This is a genomic window from Pimelobacter simplex (genome assembly GCF_900114845.1).
In the GTDB taxonomy this organism is placed as follows: domain Bacteria; phylum Actinomycetota; class Actinomycetes; order Propionibacteriales; family Nocardioidaceae; genus Nocardioides; species Nocardioides simplex.
The window spans coordinates 679,663-696,221 of record NZ_FOUK01000002.1 but is presented as its reverse complement, the minus strand read 5'-3'; the positions used below and the strand labels follow the sequence as shown (position 1 = coordinate 696,221).

At 74.4% G+C, this 16,559-nt stretch carries 13 protein-coding genes; 7 read left to right on the top strand and 6 right to left on the bottom strand.

Annotated features, from left to right (window positions below; all coding sequences use genetic code 11):
- Window position 1 precedes the first annotated feature (1 nt).
- Both ligD (BM223_RS10880) and ligD (BM223_RS10875) read left to right on the top strand, forming a co-directional pair.
- On the top strand, window positions 2–931 hold the full coding sequence (gene ligD, locus BM223_RS10880; protein ID WP_371861499.1) for a non-homologous end-joining DNA ligase: 930 nt from the start codon (window positions 2–4) through the stop codon (window positions 929–931).
- Window positions 931–1,848: a non-homologous end-joining DNA ligase gene (ligD, locus tag BM223_RS10875; RefSeq protein WP_038677861.1), complete on the top strand. Its 918-nt coding sequence runs from the start codon at window positions 931–933 to the stop codon at window positions 1,846–1,848. Before ligD (BM223_RS10880) ends, ligD (BM223_RS10875) begins: the two co-directional genes overlap by 1 nt.
- Here the strand turns inward: ligD (BM223_RS10875) and BM223_RS10870 are convergent.
- Genes BM223_RS10870 through BM223_RS10855 form a run of 4 tightly spaced genes read right to left on the bottom strand, consistent with a single transcriptional unit; the run spans window position 1,841 to window position 4,017 of the window.
- Window positions 1,841–2,212, bottom strand: a complete 372-nt coding sequence (locus tag BM223_RS10870; protein WP_038677862.1) for a hypothetical protein — start codon at window positions 2,210–2,212, stop codon at window positions 1,841–1,843. The genes ligD (BM223_RS10875) and BM223_RS10870 overlap by 8 nt on opposite strands.
- A gap of 27 nt (window positions 2,213–2,239) precedes the next feature.
- A complete protein-coding gene (locus BM223_RS10865; protein WP_052138408.1) occupies window positions 2,240–3,058 on the bottom strand; it encodes a PP2C family protein-serine/threonine phosphatase in 819 nt (272 codons plus the stop codon).
- A 48-nt stretch (window positions 3,059–3,106) separates the two neighbouring features.
- Window positions 3,107–3,337 (bottom strand): DUF3107 domain-containing protein, encoded by a 231-nt coding sequence (locus BM223_RS10860; protein WP_038677864.1) that lies wholly within the window; start codon window positions 3,335–3,337, stop codon window positions 3,107–3,109.
- A gap of 35 nt (window positions 3,338–3,372) precedes the next feature.
- Entirely contained in the window at window positions 3,373–4,017 is a 645-nt protein-coding gene (locus BM223_RS10855) for a TetR/AcrR family transcriptional regulator (RefSeq protein ID WP_235319220.1), read from the bottom strand.
- A 184-nt stretch (window positions 4,018–4,201) separates the two neighbouring features.
- Here BM223_RS10855 and moeZ point away from each other — a divergent pair, with 184 nt between their 5' ends.
- Entirely contained in the window at window positions 4,202–5,410 is a 1,209-nt protein-coding gene (moeZ, locus tag BM223_RS10850; RefSeq protein WP_038677865.1) for an adenylyltransferase/sulfurtransferase MoeZ, read from the top strand.
- Window positions 5,411–5,664: 254 nt separating this feature from the next.
- Complete coding sequence (locus BM223_RS10845) at window positions 5,665–5,967, top strand: MGMT family protein (protein WP_038677867.1); 303 nt, start codon at window positions 5,665–5,667, stop codon at window positions 5,965–5,967.
- A 10-nt stretch (window positions 5,968–5,977) separates the two neighbouring features.
- On the opposite strand, the gene tpx is transcribed toward BM223_RS10845, so the two are convergent.
- Both tpx and BM223_RS10835 read right to left on the bottom strand, forming a co-directional pair.
- Window positions 5,978–6,469, bottom strand: a complete 492-nt coding sequence (gene tpx / locus BM223_RS10840) for a thiol peroxidase (protein WP_038677869.1) — start codon at window positions 6,467–6,469, stop codon at window positions 5,978–5,980.
- 35 nt (window positions 6,470–6,504) lie between these two features.
- Window positions 6,505–9,051 (bottom strand): SCO7613 C-terminal domain-containing membrane protein, encoded by a 2,547-nt coding sequence (locus BM223_RS10835; RefSeq protein WP_038677871.1) that lies wholly within the window; start codon window positions 9,049–9,051, stop codon window positions 6,505–6,507.
- Between the two features lie 501 nt (window positions 9,052–9,552).
- On the opposite strand from BM223_RS10835, the gene BM223_RS10830 reads away from it, so the two are divergent.
- The 3 genes from BM223_RS10830 (at window position 9,553) to BM223_RS10820 (ending at window position 16,548) form a co-directional block, all read left to right on the top strand.
- A complete protein-coding gene (locus BM223_RS10830) occupies window positions 9,553–9,984 on the top strand; it encodes a cupin domain-containing protein (RefSeq protein WP_038677873.1) in 432 nt (143 codons plus the stop codon).
- A gap of 67 nt (window positions 9,985–10,051) precedes the next feature.
- Complete coding sequence (locus BM223_RS10825) at window positions 10,052–13,300, top strand: ATP-dependent helicase (RefSeq protein WP_200887097.1); 3,249 nt, start codon at window positions 10,052–10,054, stop codon at window positions 13,298–13,300.
- A complete protein-coding gene (locus tag BM223_RS10820) occupies window positions 13,297–16,548 on the top strand; it encodes an ATP-dependent DNA helicase (protein WP_235319223.1) in 3,252 nt (1,083 codons plus the stop codon). Before BM223_RS10825 ends, BM223_RS10820 begins: the two co-directional genes overlap by 4 nt.
- Window positions 16,549–16,559 lie beyond the last annotated feature (11 nt).

Genomic DNA, 16,559 nt, shown 5'->3' with positions numbered 1-16,559 from the left:
TGTGCCCGACCTGCTCCCGATGCTCGCGACCCCGGGCACCCACGTGCCGCCCGGCGAGGAGTGGTGCCACGAGGTCAAGTGGGACGGCGTCCGTGCGCTCGGCGCCGTCGCCGCCGGCGCGGTCACGCTGACCAGCCGCAACGGCAACCGGATCACGCCGGCCTGGCCCGAGCTGCAGACGCCGCCGTCCGGCGTGCGCGACCTCGTCGTCGACGGCGAGATCATCGCGCTCAACGAGCGCGGGGTGCCCGACTTCCGGGTCCTCGCCGACCGGATGCACGTCCGCAAGGCCGCCACCGTCGCCCGCCTCGCCGCCCGGATCCCGGCCACCTACATGGTCTTCGACCTGCTCCGGCTCGACGGCGAGGACCTGTGCCCGCTGCCGCTGCACGAGCGCCGCCGCCGGCTCGGCGAGCTCGACCTCGCTGCGGCGGGCTGGCAGGTCCCCGCCGAGTACGACGACGGCGCCATGCTCCACCAGGCCACCCGGGCGCAGGGGCTCGAGGGCATCGTCAGCAAGCGTCGCGACTCGGTCTACCGGCCGGGGGAGCGCAGCCAGCACTGGCTCAAGCTCGCCCACCGGCACCGGGGCTCGTACGTGATCGGCGGCTGGCGCCCGCAGGTCGGCACCAGCGACCGGCTCGCGGCGCTGCTCGTCGGCGAGCCGGGGCCCGACGGGCTGCTCTACCGGGGCCGGGTCGGCAGCGGCATCGGGCCCAAGCAGTCACGTGCGCTCACCGAGCTGCTCGCCCCGCTCGCCCGGGGCGCGACCCCCTTCGCCGACGACGTCCCCCGCGAGGACGCCACCGGCACCACCTGGGTCGAGCCGGTCGTCGTGATCGACGTCGACACCCACGGCCTGGGCTACCAGCGGCTGCGCCAGCCGTCGTACCAGGGCGTGCGCACGGACCTGACCCCCGAGGACCTGTGATGCCGAAGAAGCCCGAGCACCCCCAGACCGAGGTCCACGTCGACGTCGAGGGCCGCACGATGCGGCTGACCAACCTCCAGAAGGTGCTCTACCCGAGCACCGGCACCACCAAGGGCGAGGTGCTCGACTACTACGTGCGGGTCGCGCCCGTCCTGATCCCGCACCTGGTGGGACGCCCGGTCACCCGGATCCGCTGGCCGCACGGCGTCGGCGACATGAGCTTCTTCGAGAAGAACGCGCCGGCCGGAACCCCCAGCTGGGTGCGCACCGCCGAGGTGCCGACCACCGGCAGCCGCGGGCCGAGCCGGCACGGCGACACCCTCGTCTTCCCGATCATCGACCAGCTCCCGACCCTGGTCTGGGCGGTCAACCTGGCCGCGCTCGAGCTGCACGTGCACCAGTGGACCGTCGACGACGACGGCGATCCGGTCGGCGCCGACCGGATCGTGATCGACCTCGACCCCGGCGAGCCCGCCGGCCTCCACGAGTGCTGCCAGGTCGCGCTCCTGGTGCGCGAGGCCCTCGCCGAGCGCGGGTACGACGCCCTGCCGGTCACCAGCGGCAGCAAGGGACTGCACCTCTACGCGCCACTCGCCGAGGCGCTGCCGTCGTCCGAGACGAGCGAGATCGCCAAGGAGATCGCCGAGGAGCTCGCCGCCGCCCACCCCCAGCAGGTCACCGCCACGATGACCAAGGCCCGGCGCCGCGGGAAGGTCTTCCTCGACTGGTCGCAGAACGCGGGCTCGAAGACCACCGTGGCGCCCTACTCCCTGCGGGGGACGACACGGCCCCAGGTGGCGACCCCGATCGACTGGGACGAGGTGGCCGCCGGCGCCGACGACCCGCTCGGGCTCGAGCAGTTCTCGCCGTCCCAGGTGCTCGCCCGGGTCGAGGAGTACGGCGACCTGTTCAGCTAGTGCGCCGGCGCATCGGGTAGACATCGAACTCGGTGACCGCACCGGCCGGGTCGCCGCCGGTGCCGACCGCGTGGGCGACCTCGTCGGGCGCGACGGCGTGGTCGGCCTCGTCGAGCGTGGCGTCGATGAGCAGCTGGAACTCGGGGGACGGGTGGCTGATCCGCTGCGCCGTGCCCTCGATCCGCCAACCGTTCCGGCCCAGCTCGTTGAAGAGACCCATCAGCGTGGTGTTCTTCTCGGCAGCGAAGCCCTCGAAGCCGTCACCGGACTCGACGAGGTAGACGGGCCGGGTGACCGTGAGCGCGGCGGCGTCGTACAGCGGCACCCACAGGCGCGCGTACTCGTAGCTCCGCTCGGCGCTCACCCCTCCAGTGTAGGACTCCGCACGGACTCAGGCGGAGCGCAACGGCCGGACCGCCGTGGGATCGACCACGTTGTGCAGGTCGAACGCGGCACCCAGCACCATGCCGTTGGCGGCGATGGCGGGCGCGTCGACGACGTCGGCGACGATAGCGGTGACGTTGTCGCGGCTGCCGCCGTCGAGGGCCGCGCGCACGATCCGGTCGGCCGCCCGGCTGCGCGAGTCGAGGCCGAGCAGCATCTGCAGCGCCGCGGGGGAGAGGACGTCGCTCACGCCGTCGCTGCACAGCAGCAGCCGGTCGCCGGGCTGGAGCGCGAGCATCAGCAGCTCGGGCTCGGGGAGGTTCTCGCCGTCGATCGCGTGCAGCACCACGTTGCGGTACGGCGACGCGGCGGCCTCCGCGGGCGTGAGCCGACCGGCGTCGACCATCTCCTGCACGAGCGTCTGGTCGTGGCTGAGCTGGGTCAGCTCGCCGGCGCGCAGCAGGTAGGCCCGCGAGTCGCCGACCTGGGCCAGCGCGGTGTGCACGCCGTCGGTGAGGACGGCGGTCAGCGTGGTGGCCATGCCGACCCGGCGCGGGTCGGCGGCGACGCCGGCCGCGAGCTGCGCGTGCGCCTCGCGGGCGGCCGCGCTGAGCAGCCGGCCGGGCTCGTGGCCGGGATGGGCGAGCGCCCGGGCGCTGACGACGTACGTCGTGGTCGCCGAGGCGACCTCACCGGCCGCCGCACCGCCGACGCCGTCGGCCACGCAGAGCAGGTAGGGCCCGGCGAAGCCGGCGTCCTCGTTGTTGGTGCGCACCCGGCCGGTGTCGCTGCGCGCGTCGAAGCGGAACTGGATCACGACGCTCACCTCCCTGGTCCTGCTTCTTCAACGCCGGGGAGGGGCGCCGGAGTTCCCTCAGCTGCGGAAGCCGACCTGGCCCGCGGTGCTGCGGCCGATCTCGACGTAGGCGAGCTTGGCGGCGGCGACGACGGTGACCTTGCCCTTGGTGTCGGTCAGGGTGAGGACGCCGTCACCGCTGGTGAGTGCCTCCTTGACCTGCGCGGCCACGGACTCGTTGGACTCGTCGGTCTCGATGACGAGCTCGCGGGCGGTCTGCTGGACACCGATCTTGACCTCGACGGTCATGGTCACACTCCTGGTTCGTGGGGACGGCTCAAAGCCTAGTCATTGAGCGGGTAGCCGCGGATGCCGCGCCACGCCAGGCCCGCCACCAGCGCCGTGGCCTGGTCGCGCGTCAGGTCGGCCAGGCCGCTCTCGGCCTCGGTGAGCCAGAACCGCGCGCTCACCTGCGCCATTCCCACCAGGGAGACGGCGAGGAGCTGGGAGGCCGAGGCCGGCAGGCCGGTGTCCTCCTTGATCACCGTGGCGATCATCGCGGCGCACTCGGTGGTGACCCGGTCGACGTGACCGCGGACCGCGGGCTCGTTGGTGAGGTCGGACTCGAAGACCAGGCGGAAGGCGCCGGTGTCGTGGCCGACGTATGCGTAGAAGGCGTCGATCGCGGCGGCCACGCGCTGCTTGTTGTCCTGCGTGGACTCCAGCGCCTCGCGGCAGTTGGCGATGATCGAGTCGCACGCGGCGTCGAGGATGGCGAGGTAGAGCTCGAGCTTGCCGGGGAAGTGCTGGTAGAGCACCGGCTTGGAGACGCCCGCGCGCTCGGCGATGTCGTCCATCGCCGCCGCGTGGTAGCCCTGCGCGACGAAGACCTCGAGCGCTGCGGCCAGCAGCTGCGCACGTCGCTCACGGCGGGGCAGGCGCACGCCGCGCGGTCGCGTCTCGTCCAGGTCGAACTGCTCGGTCACCACGCCCGTGAGCCTACTCGCTGGTAGGGCGCCCGCCACGCACCGGGCGGCGGTCCAATGGGCGGGACGTGGTGACCGGCCCTTGGACGCGCCAGGGACCATGGAGGGACCAGGGAACATCCGGCCGCGTCCGCAGCGTTGGCCCTGGACCGACCCGCATCCCGAACATCAGTACGAGGAGTACGCCGTGAGCTTTCCCGCGCTCGTCGAGCCGGCCGCCGAGCTGACCATCGACGAGGTCCGCCGCTACAGCCGGCACCTGATCATCCCCGACGTCGCGATGGACGGACAGAAGCGCCTCAAGAACGCCAAGGTCCTCGTCATCGGGGCCGGCGGTCTCGGCAGCCCGGCGCTGCTGTACCTCGCCGCCGCCGGCGTCGGCACCCTGGGCATCGCCGAGTTCGACGAGGTCGACGAGTCGAACCTGCAGCGCCAGGTCATCCACGGCATGTCCGACCTCGGCAAGTCGAAGGGCCTCTCGGCCAAGGAGTCGATCCTCGAGATCAACCCCCTGGTCAACGTCGTCCTCCACGAGACGCGCCTCGACAACGACAACGTGCTCGACGTCTTCAAGGGCTACGACCTGATCGTCGACGGCACCGACAACTTCGCCACGCGCTACATGGTCAACGACGCGGCGTACTTCCTCGGGATCCCCTACGTCTGGGGCTCCATCTACCGCTTCGACGGCCAGGCCTCCGTCTTCGCGCCCACCATGGCCGACGACGCCCCCTGCTACCGCTGCCTCTACCCGGAGCCCCCGCCGCCGGGCATGGTCCCCTCGTGCGCCGAGGGCGGCGTGCTGGGCGTGCTGTGCGCGTCCATCGGCTCGATCCAGGTCAACGAGGCCATCAAGCTCCTCATCGGCGCCGGCGAGCCCGCCATCGGCAAGCTCGTCATCTACGACGCCCTCGAGCTCGAGTGGCGCAAGCTCAAGGTCCGCAAGGACCCCAACTGCGCCCTGTGCGGTGAGAACCCCACCGTCACCGGCCTGATCGACTACGACGCCTTCTGCGGAGCGATCTCCGAGGAGGCCGCCGACGCCGCCGTCGACGCGACCATCTCGGTCACCCAGCTCGCCTCCATGATCAAGGAGAAGGACGAGGGCAGCCGCGACTTCGTGCTCATCGACGTCCGCGAGCCCGCCGAGGCCGAGATCAACCACATCCCGGGCGCCGTCCTGATCCCCAAGGGCGACTTCCTCAACGGCACCGCGCTCGCGCAGCTGCCGCCGGTCGACTCGGGCAAGCAGGTCGTCCTGCACTGCAAGAGCGGCGTCCGCTCGGCCGAGTGCCTGGCGATCGTCAAGGGTGCCGGCTACGACGACGCGGTCCACGTGGGCGGCGGCGTGGTGGCCTGGGTCAACCAGATCGACCCCAGCCAGCCGTCGTACTGAGTTGTACTGGCCGAGCGCGTCTCCGGCGCCGGTGAGGCAGCAAGCTGCCGAGCTGGCGCCTCCCGCCGCGCTGCCGGCCTGCAACCCCTTGCCGTAACCGCGACGCCGCGTCGTCGTTGGTCCTGGCAACGCGGCCTCGGCCGCTCGCACCGATCGGAACCATGCGTTCACCGCACCGAGGGAGCACCTGAGAGCCCCGTCCTCACGGATGGGGCTCTCGGCGTCTTGTCGGCCGGGCCTGGCACGATCGCGTCATGGACGAGGGGTACGTCGAGCGCGTGCTCGACCTGGTCGAGCGGATCCCGCCGGGGCGGGTGACGACCTACGGGGCGCTGGCCGAGGTGGCCGGCGGCGGCCCGCGCCAGATCGGCTCGGTGATGGCGCGCTACGGGGCGCCGGTGCCGTGGTGGCGCGTCGTGCGCGCCGACGGGACACTCCCGCCGAGCCACGACGACCAGGCTCGTGCGGAGTATCTCGCCGAGGGGACGCCGCTGCGCAACGGCAGCGGCGCCCTCGACATGCGCCGGGCCTTCTGGGACCCGGCGACGGGGGACTAGCCCCGAGCGATCAGCTGAGCGCCGCGATGGCGGCGTCGTAGTCGGGCTCGGTGGCGATCTCGGGGACCAGCTCGGAGTGCAGCACGGTGCCGTCGGCGTCGACCACGACGACCGAGCGGGCGAACAGGCCGGCCAGCTTGCCGTCGGCCATCTTCACGCCGTAGTCGTCGCCGAAGGACGAGCGGAAGCCCGACGCGGTCTGGACGTTGTCGATGCCCTCGGCACCGCAGAACCGGCCCAGCGCGGGCGGGAGGTCCTGGGAGACGTTGATGACGGTCGTGTTGTCGAGCCCGGCGGCGAGCTCGTTGAACTTCCGCACGCTCGCGGCGCAGACGCCGGTGTCGATGCTCGGGAAGATGTTGAGGACCGCGCGCTGGCCCTCGGGCAGGGCGATCGCGCTGAAGTCGGCGCCGGCCAGCTCGAAGGACGGGGCGGACGTGCCGACGGCGGGGAGGTCGCCGACGGTCTGGACGGGGTTCCCCCCGAGTGCAGTGGTAGCCATGGCTCTTTGTCTAGCAGGTCGTCCGAGGGCGTCCGTCACCGGAGCCGCCCCAGGAAGCCGACGGCCTTGCGGACCTCGAGCAGCTGGCGCTCCCAGGTGATGCCGACGACGGTCAGCAGGGCGCCGGCGAGCCCGATCCAGACCCACTTGGGGAACTCGCCCGCGTAGGGCCCGATCTCCCGCAGGACGACGGCCGCGCCGACGGTCGCGCCGGCCACCAGCGGGGCGCTCCAGCGCAGGACCGCCCCCGCGATCGTGAGCGCCAGGCAGGCCGCCCCGAGCACGAGCGCCCGCAGCGAGACGGGGTCGCCGAGCACCCACAGCAGTGAGGGGACGGTGCCCAGCAGCAGGCCGGGCAGCAGCGCCTCGGTGGTCCCGGTGCTGGGGGAGCGCTGCATCCGCCACAGGCCGAACGCGAGCAGGCCGGCGGCGAGCGGCAGCGTGTACGGCTCCGGCTCGTGCACGTCGAGGTCGGCGAGCCGCACCCACGACGCGAGGACCAGCAGGACCATCCCGCCGATCGCGCAGAACCGGCGCGACTCGTGCAGCAGGGCGGTCGCGCAGGCCAGGAAGCCGGCGATCGTCAGCCAGAGCGCGGTGTAGCCGCCCGGGTCGGCGGTGACGTCCAGCGAGAGCGGGAAGGCCACGACGGCCGCCACGACCGCGGTCGCCTCGACCTCGATGCGGGGGAGGACCAGCGCGAGCAGGCCCACCGCGAGCAGCACCGGGATCGCCACCCAGGCCGCGTCGCCGCCGACGACGTGCACGCCGGCGGTCGTCGCGACGGCGAGCAGCGGCACCGTGGCGAGGCCGCCGACCAGCTGCCGGCCCGGCCCACGCCCGACGACGGCCAGCGCGAGCATCGCTGCCGCCAGCGGCCCGGCGACCGCCAGCGTGAGCGCCGCGCTGGGGGTGGCCGTCACCGTGGCACTGCCGGCCACCAGCGCGGCGGCCGCGGCGAGCACGTCGGCCCGGACGCCGGTGCTGGTCAGGGCGAGGAGGGCCGCCGCGATCGCGGTCAGCGCGACGAGGGCGACGGGCAGGGCCAGCGGGACGTCGTACGACGCGAGGGTGGCGGCCGCACCGAGGGCGGCGACGAGACCGGCGGCCTGGGCCCACGCGGCCGGTGCGCGGCGACCGCGGTCGGGGGTGAGCAGCACGACGCAGGCGAGGACGACGAGCAGCGAGGGCACGAGCAGGAGCGGCTCGGTGATCGGTCCCGGGCCGTCGAGCCGGACGCCGAACGGCCGGCTGAACCCGCCGGAGACCCGCTCCCAGCGCTCGAGGACGTTGCCCGAGGTGACGGCCGCGAGGCCGGCGAGGATCAGGCTGCCGACCGCGGCAGGTGCGATCGCCACGGTCCGGAAGGCGCGGGGGAGCAGGGCGAGCGCGACCACCCACACCGTCGTCGCGCCGAGCGCGACGAGGCCGACGGTCGTCGTGTCGTCGTCGATCGAGGGGAGCGTGACGATGCCGGTGACGACCATCGCGGCACCGCTGGCGCCGAGCAGCAGGGTCTCGTGGTGGCGGGCGACCAGGCCGGGGACGAGCAGCGCCGCGGCGGTCACGAGCAGCGACCACCCGGTGCCCTCGACCCACAGGCCGCGCAGCGTGGGCTCGTCGAGCGCCAGCAGCAGGCCGCCACTGGCGGTCCCGAGCCAGATCAGGCCCGCGGCCGCGGCCGCCGACCACAGCAGCACCGACTGGCGCTGGACCCGCCCGACGACGACCGCCGCGATCCCGACGGCGGTGAGCACGTGGCCGGTGACCAGGTGGTGGTCGGTGGCGAGCATCGCGCCGACGTAAGCGACGACGAGGGCGATGCCCGCGACGACCTGCGGCGCGACCAGCCGCGGCTGGCCCCCGACCCGGACCAGGCCGAGCAGGACGCCTGCGACGAGCGTGACGAGACCGGCGGCGCACACGACCGTGCCGTCCGCCGCGTCGCCGAACCACCCGGCGGCGCCGGCGCCGACGACGTCCAGGGCGAGCATCCCGAGCGCCACGACGACGAGCGACTCCCCGGCGATCCGCAGCCCGATCCGGTGCAGCAGGAGGGCCGCCGTGCCGGCGGCGAGGGTGAGGCCGGCCAGGACCGCCGTCCGGCCGCCGACGCCGAGCGTCGACCACGACACCGCGAGGAAGATGATCGCCGCGACCAGCAGGCAGAAGGCGCCGAGCCCGAGCAGGATCTTCGGCACCGATGCGAACGCCACGCCCGTGCGGGCCGGCTCCGGGGCCGGGGTTCCGGGGTAGGGCGGCAGCGGGGGTGCGGGCGGCGTCGGCGGGGCCGGGGGTGCGGGGATCGAGGTCGACCGCTTGGGCTCGACCGGCTGCCCCGGTGCCACCAGCGGACCCCCGAGCGGCGCCGCGGCGACCGGCCGGGCGCCGGCCGTGGCCGCGTGGTGGACGTCGCTCGCCCGGCGCAGCTCGCCGAGCAGCGTGTCGGCCCGGCGCAGCGTGCCGAACAGCTCGACCGCCAGGGTGTGGCGGACCAGCAGGTCGCACGTGGGGCAGACGCGGACGCCGACCGGCAGGTCGGCACGGCAGTCGGGGCAGAGCGTCGGGTCGGCGTAGCGCATGGACCCATCCCCTCACGCGCGTCGTCCCGCCGGCATCGCGCCGGGACTCAGGCCGCCCTGAGTACCCGCACTCAACCCACCTCGTTCTCCACAGGCCGTCCCCAATTGTGGGGACGACGGGCCCCTGCCTGTGGACGAGCACCTGCGTGCCTGTGGACGACACGCCGAGGATCGGTGGATGACGAGAAACCCCCGAAAAACCTGGCGGAAACCCCTTGCGACGAGGTCGTGGACGGGCGTAGAACTTCTCCCACGCACTCCTCCGGGAGAGCGGGATCAGCCGGAAGGCGACGATCCAGCCGGCCAAGCCGAGACCTCCGGGTCGGAGCGAGGCGGCCCCTCACGGGGACGCCGGCCGCACGAGCCGGGTGACGAGGCTCGTGGGATCAGCGCAGCCGGGTGATCGACCGGGAGCGTCACCAGTACCGGTCACCTTGAAGGGCCCTTGTGACTCATACTCACGAGGGCCCTTCGCCTTTTTCGCCCGGGCACACTGGCGCCATGGAGCAGCCCGACGACCGCCGCCCGCCGCTCGCCGTCCAGCTCGACCTGGCCCCGCACCCCGAGGGCGGCTGGTACCGCCAGACCTGGGTCTCGCCGGTCACCCTCACCCTGCCCGACGGCCGGGTCCGGCCCACGGCGACGCTCATCTACTTCCTGCTGCCCGCCGGTGAGAGCTCGGCCTGGCACCGGGTGTCCTCCGACGAGACCTGGCTCGCGCACACCGGGACCGTGACCGTCGAGCTCGGCGGCGACGGTCCGGCACCGGACGCCGGCCCGGCGACGCGCCTGACCATCACCGCCACCGGCGGCTCCGCCCAGGGCCTCGTTCCCGCCGGCGTCTGGCAGCGCACCCTCGTCGCCGAGGCCGACGCCCTGGTCAGCTGCCTGGTCTCGCCGGGCTTCGACTTCGCCGACTTCGAGCTCGCCTGACCCGATCGTCCACAGCCCGCGGCGACCTGTTCGGGTTCCGTCGGACCCGGATGGTTGAGTGGCGTCCGTGGACCACTCGACCGCCCAGCCGACCTACCGCTTCGCGCCCGCCCCGCCGGCGGCCGCGGTGCCGGTGCTCGACGCCTACCAGCGGCAGGTCGTCGACCACCCGGGCGGGCCGCTGCTCGTCCTCGCGGGGCCGGGCACGGGCAAGACGACCACGCTGGTCGAGGCCATCGTCGAGCGCATCGAGGGGCGCGGCGCGCGGCCCGACCAGGTGCTGGCGCTGACCTTCTCGCGCAAGGCGGCCGACCAGCTCCGCGACCGGGTGACCGCGCGCCTGGGCCGCACGACGGGCACCCAGCTCAGCTCGACCTTCCACTCGTTCGCCTACGCGCTGGTCCGGCGCTACGCCCCGGCCGGTCTCTACGAGGCGCCGCTGCGGCTGCTCTCCGCGCCCGAGCAGGACGTCGTCCTCCGCGAGCTGCTCGCCGACCACCCCGAGTCGGTGCGCTGGCCCGAGCGCTTCCGGCAGGCGATGGCGACCCGCGGGTTCGCCCGCGAGGTCCACGCGGTGCTCGGCCGGGCCCGTGAGAAGGGGCTCGACGGCGAGGCCCTGCGCCAGCTCGGCGAGACCGAGGGCATCGACGAGTACGTCGCCGCCGGGCTCTTCCTCGAGCAGTACCTCGACTCCCTCGACTCCCTCGGCGCCACCGACTACGCCGACCTCATCCGGCGTGCGTGCATCGAGGCCGAGGACCACCGCGACGAGCTGCGCGACGAGTTCCGCCACGTCTTCGTCGACGAGTACCAGGACACCGACCCCGGCCAGGTCGCCCTGCTCCGGGCTCTCGCGGGCGACGGCCTCGACCTGGTCGCGGTCGGCGACCCGCACCAGTCGATCTACGGCTTCCGCGGGGCCGAGGTCCGCGGCATCCTCGAGTTCCCCACCGAGTTCCCGCGTGCCGACGGCTCGCCGGCCGACGTCGTCGCGCTGCGCACCGTCCGGCGCTTCGGCCCGGGCATCCTCGCGCCGGCCCAGCGCGTCGCGGGGCGCATCGGCCTGCGCGGCACGCTGCCGGCCCAGGCGCGCGAACAGTTCCTCGCGCCGCAGGCCGAGAGCGCGGTCCGCGGGCAGGTCCAGGTCCGCACCTTCGACACCGAGCGGGCCGAGGCCGAGCACCTCGCCGACCTGCTGCGCCGCGCCCATCTCGAGGACGGCGTCCCCTGGGACGAGATGGCCGTGCTGGTCCGGTCGGGGCGGGCGAGCATCGCGCCGCTGCGCCGGGCGCTCGGTGCGGCCGGCGTCCCGGTCGAGGTCGCCCGCGACGAGGTGCCCCTGGTCCGCGACCCCGCGGTGATGCCGCTGCTCGACGCCCTGCGCGCCGTGGTCAACCTCGACAACGACGACCCCGAGCACGTCGAGCACGTCGACGCCGCCCGGGCCGAGGCGCTGCTCACCGGTCCGCTCGGCGGCCTCGACGCCGGCGACGTGCGCCGGCTGGCCCGGCTGCTGCGCCACCGCGAGAAGGACCAGTGCCAGCAGAGCGGCGGTACGCCGCGCAGCTCGCGCGAGCTGGTCCGGCTCGCGGTGGTCGACCCGTCGTACCTCGCCGGCATCGACGCCCCCGAGATCGAGCGGGCGCGGGCGCTGTCCGCCCTGCTGGGGCAGGCGCGCGCCGACCTCGAGGCCGGGGCGAGCGCCGAGGACCTGCTCTGGACGCTGTGGTCCGGCACCAGCTGGCCGCACCGGCTGCGCCGCTCGGTCGAGGCCGGCGGTGGCGCGGCGCGGCGGGCGCACCGCGACCTCGACTCGATCTGCGCCCTGTTCGACGTGGCCGTCCGCGCGGGGGAGCGTCGCGAGCACCTCGCCGTCGCGCCCTTCCTCGAGGGCCTGGTCCAGCAGGAGATCCCCGCCGACACGCTGGCCGACCGCAGCGCGCGGGGCGCCGCCGTCCGGCTGCTCACCGCCCACCGCAGCAAGGGCCTCGAGTGGCGGCTGGTCGTCGCGGCCCACGTGCAGGCCGAGGGCTGGCCCGACCTGCGCCGCCGCTCGACCCTGCTCCAGGCCGACCGCATCGGACCATCCTCGGCGGGCGGCCTGGTCGGCTCGGTGGTGCCGCCACTGACCGCGCGCGAGCTGCTCATGGAGGAGCGCCGCCTGTTCTACGTCGCGTGCACCCGCGCGCGCGAGCGGCTCGTCGTGACCGCCGTGCGCTCCAGCGACGACGAGGGTGAGCAGCCCTCGCGCTTCCTCGACGAGCTCGGCTCGACCGTCGAGCACGTCGTGGGCCGGCCGCCGCGTCCGCTCTCTCTCGACGGGCTCGTCGCCGAGCTGCGCCGCACGCTCGCCGACCCGGCGTCCGATCCCGGCCTGCGCGAGGCCGCGGCCCGGCGCCTGGCCCGGCTCTCCCGCGAGCGGGTGGGACGCCGCGCCGCCGTCCCCGCGGCCGACCCGGCGACCTGGTGGGGCACGCGCGCCGCGAGCCGCTCGCCCGCACCCGTCCGCGACGAGGAGCGCCCGGTCCCGGTCTCGGCCAGCATGCTCGATGCGCTCGCGGTGTGCCCGACCCAGTGGTTCCTCACCCGTGAGGCGGGCGGCATCGGCCGTGCCCACCAGTCGGCCAACCTCGGCGAGCTGGTGCACGCACTCGCCGAGCGGGTCGCGTCCGGCGACGCGCCGCCCGACCCCGACGCCCTGATGGCCTACGTCGACGAGGTCTGGGACCGGCTCGACTTCCGCACCCCGTGGTCCAAGCAGCGCGAGCACGACCGGGTCCGCGCCGCGCTCGAGCGGTTCGTCGACTGGCACGAGTCCAACCCGCGCACGCTGGTCGGGCGCGAGGAGCGGTTCTCCACGGTGGTCGACGTCGACGGCGAGAAGGTCCAGGTCACCGGCTACGCCGACCGGGTCGAGCTCGACAGCGAGGGCCGGGTGGTCGTCGTCGACCTCAAGACCGGGCGCGCCAAGCCGTCCGACACCTCGGTGCGCACGCACGTCCAGCTCGCGCTCTACCAGTACGCCGTCGACCACGGCGCGCTCGACACCGAGCCGGGCGCGGCGCCGTACCAGGCCGGGGGAGCCGAGCTGGTCCAGCTCGGGCTGCTCGACGGCGGCGAGCGGGCCACCGTGCAGCCCCAGGCGGTGCACGCCGAGGACGGTCCCGAGCGCGACGAGCTGCGCTCCCGCCTGGCGCACGCGGCCCACCTGATCCGCGATGAGCACTTCCCCGCGGTCGCGGGTCAGCAGTGCCGGACCTGCTCCTTCCAGTCCCTCTGCCCGGCCAAGAGCGCGGGAGCGGTGGTGGCCCAGTGAGCACGACGATCCCGATGACGATCGCGACGCCCGCCGACCTGCAGCGGGCGATGCAGGCGCCGTTCCCGCCCAGCGACGAGCAGTGGGCCGCGATCAGCGCCCCGCTGCGCCCGGCCGTGGTCATCGCCGGCGCCGGGTCCGGCAAGACGACGCTGATGGCGGCGCGCGTGGTCTACCTGGTGCTGACCGGGCAGGTCCGGCCCGAAGAGGTGCTCGGCCTGACCTTCACCACCAAGGCCGCGGCCGAGCTGCGCCAGCGCATCCGCACCGCACTGCGGGACGCCGGGGCGCTCGACCTCAGCGGGCCGGCGTCCGGTCCCGACGAGGCCGACGAGGTGCTCGAGCCGACGGTCGCCACCTACAACGCCTACGCGTCCGGGCTGCTCACCGACCACGGCCTGCGGATCGGTCACGAGCCCGACACCCGGGTGATCACCGACGCCGCGCGCTACCAGCTCGGCGCGCGGGCGGTCGACCGGTTCACCGGCGAGATCGCGCTGCTCACCGACCATCCCGAGACCGCCATCCAGAACCTCCTCGCGCTCGACTCCGCGATGAGCGAGCACCTGGTCGGCCCCGACGACGTCCTGGCCCACGACGCGGCGGCCCGGCGCGGCTTCGAGCGCGCCCGCGACGAGGAGCTGGCCGGCAAGGGCCGCAAGACCTACGTCGACGCGGTCGAGAAGGCGATCTCCGCGATCGACCGCCGGGGCGAGCTGCTGCAGCTCGTGGCGTCGTACCGGGGGCTGAAGCGCGACCTGGGGCTGATGGACTTCTCCGACCAGATCGAGCTCGGCGCCCGGCTGGCGGCCGAGCGGCCCGAGGTCGGCGAGATCGAGCGGGGCCGGTTCAAGGTGGTGCTGCTCGACGAGTACCAGGACACCTCGGTGGCCCAGGCGATCATGCTCTCGCGGCTGTTCTCCGCACCCGAGCCCGGGCAGGGGCTGGGGCACGCGGTGACCGCGGTGGGCGACCCCAACCAGGCGATCTACGGGTGGCGCGGTGCCTCGGTGGCCAACATCCTCAACTTCGCCCAGACCTTCCCGGCGGCCGACGGCACGCCGACCACCTACGCGCTGACCGTCAACCGCCGCTCCGACCGGCGCATCCTCGACGTCGCGAGCCACCTGGCCGAGCCGCTCTACGACGCGCTCGAGACCCGGGGCGCGGGGGTCGCGCGGCTGCGGGCGCCCGAGGGCGCGGTCGACGGCACGGTCGAGGCGCGCACCTTCGAGACCCAGCGCGACGAGCTGGCCTGGCTGGCGGCCGAGGTCCGTGCGGCCCACGGCGGCGACCCGGGCGACTGGGCCCACATCGGCGTGCTGACCCGCGACAACGCCCACGCCGAGCTGGTCTTCGACGCGCTGACCACGGCGGGCGTCCCGGTCGAGATCGTGGGTCTGTCCGGGCTGCTCCGGCTGCCCGAGATCGCCGAGATCGTGGCGGTCCTGCGGCTGCTGCACGACGTCACCGACAACGCCGCGCTGCTGACGCTGCTGGCCGGCCCGCGCTGGGCCATCGGTCCGCGCGACCTGCGGCTGCTCGGCCAGCGCGCCGGCGAGCTGGCCGGCCGGCGGGGACGCTCCGCCGACGTCGTCACCGTCTCCGAGCAGCTGGTGGCGATCGCCGACGGCATCGACCCGGCCGAGGTCCCCTGCCTCGACGACGCGCTGGCCGATCCCGGCGAGGGCGACTTCTCCGCCGAGGCGCGCGAGCGGTTCGGGCTGCTGCGCGACGAGCTGCGGCTGCTGCGGGCGGCGGTCGGCGAGCCGCTGCTCGACCTGGTCCGGCGGATCATCGACGTCACCGGCGTCGACGTCGAGCTCGCCTCGGCGGTCAGCCCGGCCGCGGCGGCGCGGCGCGACAACCTCGACCTCTTCGTCAAGGCCGTGGCCGACTTCCAGGCCGTCGACGGCGACGTCTCGCTGCCGGCGCTGCTGGCCTACCTCACCGCCGAGGACGACCAGGGCAACGGCCTCGACATCGCCACGCCCACCGAGGCCGACTCGGTCAAGCTGCTCACCGTCCACCGCTCCAAGGGCCTCGAGTGGGCGACCGTGTTCTGCGTCGGCGTCTGCGAGTCGCGGTTCCCGTCAGCCCAGGGACGCACGCTGTGGGTGTCCTCGCCCGCCGTGCTCCCGGCGGCGCTGCGCGGCGACGCGGCCGACCTGCCCCAGCTCGAGGGCTACGACAAGGCGGCGCTCGACGACTACCGGCGGCGGTCCAAGGCCCATGAGGCCGACGAGGAGCTCCGGCTCGGCTACGTCGCCTTCACCCGCGCCGCCCACCGGCTGGCGGTCAGCTCCTTCCAGTGGGGGCCGCGCAAGACGCCCTACGGACCGTCGGCCTACCAAGAGGCGGTGCGCGAGATGCTCACCGCCTGGGACCTCGCCCCGGAGCCGTGGCTGACCCGCCCCGACAAGGGCGCCGCCAACCCCTACGACGCCGAGGACCCGGCCCGGCCCTGGCCGGCCGACGGTGTCGGCGACGAGGCGCGGCTGCGGCTGGCCGCTGCGGCGCTGGTGGGTGCCGCCGATCCCGACGGCCCCGACCCCGAGCTCGACATCGTCACCGCGGCGCGGGTCGCCGAGTGGGACGCCGAGATCGAGCAGCTCCTCGCCGAGGCACGGCTCGCGTCCGGTGCGGGCGGCGAGGTCGTCGTGCCGATGCCGGCGTCGTTGTCCGCGACCGCGCTCAGCCGGCTCCGGGACGACCCCCAGGCGTTCGCCCGCGAGCTCGTCCGCCCGATGCCGCGGCCCCCGGCGCCGGCCGCCCGGTTCGGCACCCGCTTCCACGCCTGGGTCGAGGCCCGCTTCGGCCAGCAGGGACTGTTCGACCCCGACGAGCTGTCCGGCCGGGCCGACGCCGGCATCGACGACGAGGCCGACCTCAAGGAGCTCGTCGCCGCCTTCGAGGAGGGCCCCTTCGGCAGCCGGGTGCCCTACGCGGTCGAGGCGCCGTTCGCGCTCGTGCTCGACGCGGCCGACGGGCGGCGCCAGGTGATCCGCGGCCGGATCGACGCGGTCTACGCCGAGCCCGACGGCTCGTTCCTGGTCGTCGACTGGAAGACCAGCGCCCGCCAGGAGGCCGACCCCCTCCAGCTCGCGGTCTACCGGCTGGCCTGGGCCGAGCTCCGGGGGCTTCCGCCGGAGCGGGTGCGGGCCGGCTTCTACTACGTGCGCCGCGGCGAGCTCGTCGTGCACGACGAGCTCGCCGGCCGAGAGGAGGTGCTGTCCCTCCTGGGGTGAGGAGGTGCCAG